Source organism: Dysgonomonas sp. HGC4, from assembly GCF_001261715.1.
Taxonomy (GTDB): Bacteria; Bacteroidota; Bacteroidia; order Bacteroidales; family Dysgonomonadaceae; genus Dysgonomonas_A.
Genome location: NZ_CVRU01000147.1, coordinates 1 through 2,637, shown reverse-complemented (window position 1 = coordinate 2,637; position 2,637 = coordinate 1). Strand labels below are relative to the sequence as shown.

Genomic DNA, 2,637 nt, shown 5'->3' with positions numbered 1-2,637 from the left:
TTTTATTACTTTGGCAAGTAAAATAGCTGTAGTTTATTACAACCATATATAGAGCATCAAAAAGCTGACATTACTCAAAATCAAGACTAAGTTGTTTGTTTTTCAGATTAAACGTCAAACGATGATAAGGCGTTATCCCATGTTCTTCAATCGCCAGCCTATGCTTCATAGTGGGGTATCCTTTATTCTGATTCCACCCATACTGAGGGTATTCTTCATTTAATTTCATCATAAAGTCATCTCTGTAAGTTTTTGCTAATACAGAGGCTGCTGCAATAGCTAAAAATTTACCATCACCTTTTACAATACAAGTATGAGGTATATCTTCATACTTCTTAAACCGATTTCCATCAATGAGTAAATGTTCGGGGACAATTGCTAAATCAGACACAGCTCTATGCATTGCCAAGAAAGATGCATTCAAAATATTTATCTCATCAATCTCTGAATGCGAGACAATTCCAACAGCCCATGCCAAAGCTTGCTCCTCAATAATCGTTCGTAGACTATACCTTGTTTTTTCTTTTAGTTGTTTCGAATCATTCAATAATTCACAACTAAAATCGGGTGGCAAAATTACTGCTGCTGCAAACACAGGACCGGCCAAGCATCCGCGTCCGGCTTCATCACAACCAGCCTCTACAACATTAGGATTTAAGAATAATTGAAGCATTTTAAGTCTATTGAAATGTAAGATTTGCTTGCTTCATAAAGAAGCAATAGAATTGACAGAAACTATATTAGAGCATATAATACTAAAATATGAATTAGTATATATTTATCCTATTTTCACCAATAATCATATATTTTNTCAAGTTTTTTCTTGTAATTGGCTACAAATAATTGATTTAATAATTACCTTTGTAAGGCACTTAGGAGCATCAAAAAGGATGATATCTTACTATTAAACTCAAAATAACCATCATGAAATTAGATACCCTAACAGCCATTAGTCCGATTGATGGTCGTTATCGTAACAAAACCGAAGAATTAGCAAACTACTTCTCGGAATATGCATTGATCAAATACCGTGTATTAGTTGAAGTTGAGTACTTCATAGCTTTATGCGAACTTCCATTACCACAATTGAAGAATATCAATCATACAATTTTTCCCGAATTAAGGAAAATAGTTACAAATTTCACAAAAGAGGATGCTACTCACATCAAAGAAATTGAGAGCATAACTAATCATGATGTAAAAGCTGTCGAATATTTCATCAAAGAAAAATTTGATGTTCTACACTTAGAGCAATACAAAGAATTCATCCATTTTGGATTGACTTCACAGGATATAAATAATACATCAATCCCTCTTTCTTTGAAAGAAGCATTAGAAAATGTGTATTATCCGCTTTTAGAGGGACTTATAAACCTACTTCAAAGCAGAGCAGAAGAGTGGGAAGAAGTATCTATGTTAGCAAAGACTCATGGACAGCCAGCATCCCCTACCCGCTTAGGTAAAGAGATAATGGTTTTTGTGAGTCGACTTAAGAATCAGGTTGATTTAGTAAAATCAGTTCCATTTTCAGCTAAATTCGGAGGAGCAACTGGTAATTATAATGCTCATACTGTTGCTTATCCTCAATACAAATGGAAAGACTTTGGCTCGAAATTTGTATCTGATAAATTAGGATTAGTAAGAGAAGAATATACAACACAGATCTCTAATTATGATAATATGGCAGCAATCTTTGACGGATTGAAGCGTATAAATACGATCATGATTGACTTGAATCGCGACTTCTGGCAGTATATTTCGATGGAATACTTTAAGCAAAAAATAAAAGCAGGAGAAATAGGCTCATCAGCCATGCCTCATAAAGTAAATCCTATTGATTTCGAAAACGCAGAAGGTAATCTGGGCATAGCTAATGCTATATTAGAACACTTATCAGCAAAATTGCCAATATCTCGTCTACAAAGAGACTTAACCGATTCGACAGTACTAAGAAATGTGGGTGTTCCTGTGGGACACATTATTATCTCATTGCAAAGTACACTTAAAGGATTAGGAAAGTTACTCTTAAATAAAGATGCTTTAGATAACGATCTAGAGAAAAATTGGGCAGTGGTAGCTGAAGGAATACAAACTATATTGCGTCGTGAAGGGTATCCAAAACCATACGAAGCTCTTAAAGAATTGACTCGTACCAATGAGGCTATTACAATGACTTCTATCTCTAATTTCATTAATGGACTATCTGTTTGTGACGAAATAAAAGAAGAATTAAGGAAAATAACGCCTCATACATATACTGGAGTATAACTCAAATAGCCGCGAGGCTATTATAATTAATTGATTGATTAAAATTTAAATCTTATTACAGATGATTACAGACAGAGATAATGAAAGCCGAGATGGTTACTCATCATCAAATAAACCGTCTCTTAACAAGAATAATCAGAGTGAAGCGAAGAAAAAACGTCCTCGTGTAGGCGATACTCGCCCTGTGATTAACCGGGATAATAATAACTCTGACGACAGACGCAGCAACTATAATGCGGATGATAGACGTAGTGATTACAACTCTGGAGAAAGAAGAAGTAATTACAATTCCGATGACAGACGTAGCAACTACAATTCTGGCGGAGACAGAGGTGGCAACTACAATTCAGGAGAAAGAAGAAGTAATTA

Annotated in this window: 2 protein-coding genes and 1 pseudogene; 2 read left to right on the top strand and 1 reads right to left on the bottom strand. The window is 34.7% G+C overall.

Annotation, left to right across the window (positions count from 1 at the left end; translation table 11 throughout):
* Positions 1-70: 70 nt before the first annotated feature.
* Positions 71-673: a ribonuclease HII gene (locus tag HGC4_RS13925; protein WP_050709718.1), complete on the bottom strand. Its 603-nt coding sequence runs from the start codon at positions 671-673 to the stop codon at positions 71-73.
* A gap of 251 nt (positions 674-924) precedes the next feature.
* On the opposite strand from HGC4_RS13925, the gene purB reads away from it, so the two are divergent.
* Both purB and HGC4_RS13915 read left to right on the top strand, forming a co-directional pair.
* Complete coding sequence (gene purB, locus HGC4_RS13920) at positions 925-2,268, top strand: adenylosuccinate lyase (RefSeq protein WP_050709717.1); 1,344 nt, start codon at positions 925-927, stop codon at positions 2,266-2,268.
* A gap of 61 nt (positions 2,269-2,329) precedes the next feature.
* Positions 2,330-2,637: pseudogene (locus tag HGC4_RS13915) on the top strand (hypothetical protein); the annotation flags it as partial.

What these genes read in the sequence shown, in the direction of transcription:
- HGC4_RS13925 (WP_050709718.1), bottom strand. Translation starts at nt 673, where the DNA reads ATGCTTCAATTATTCTTAAATCCTAATGTTGTAGAGGCTGGTTGTGAT.
- purB (WP_050709717.1), top strand. Translation starts at nt 925, where the DNA reads ATGAAATTAGATACCCTAACAGCCATTAGTCCGATTGATGGTCGTTAT.